The 237-nt window shown below is 67.5% G+C and carries 1 pseudogene; it reads right to left on the bottom strand.

Annotation, left to right across the window (positions count from 1 at the left end):
* Positions 1–237 (bottom strand): annotated as a pseudogene (locus tag ACTFO6_RS19765) (hypothetical protein); the annotation flags it as partial.

Below are 237 nucleotides of genomic sequence, written 5' to 3'. Positions count from 1 at the left end.
GCTATATGGCACGCGCTTCCATGGCCGGTCAGCAACACTGCCACCGGTTGCGGCGCCGGGGCAGCGCTCTCCCGGGCGCTCACGCGCGTGAAGTCCGGGGTCTCGATGCGCTTGCCGAAGAACACCGACCACACGTTCACCAGGATGTAAATGGCCCCACCCACGACGGCGATGATCCCGGCGAGGGCCATGAGGCCCACCATCAGGTAGGCAGTCCCGGCCCACTCGTGGGACACC

It is taken from the genome of Pelomicrobium sp. G1, assembly GCF_051905455.1.
In the GTDB taxonomy this organism is placed as follows: domain Bacteria; phylum Pseudomonadota; class Gammaproteobacteria; order Burkholderiales; family UBA6910; genus Pelomicrobium.
This window is presented reverse-complemented; position numbering and strand designations above follow the sequence as displayed.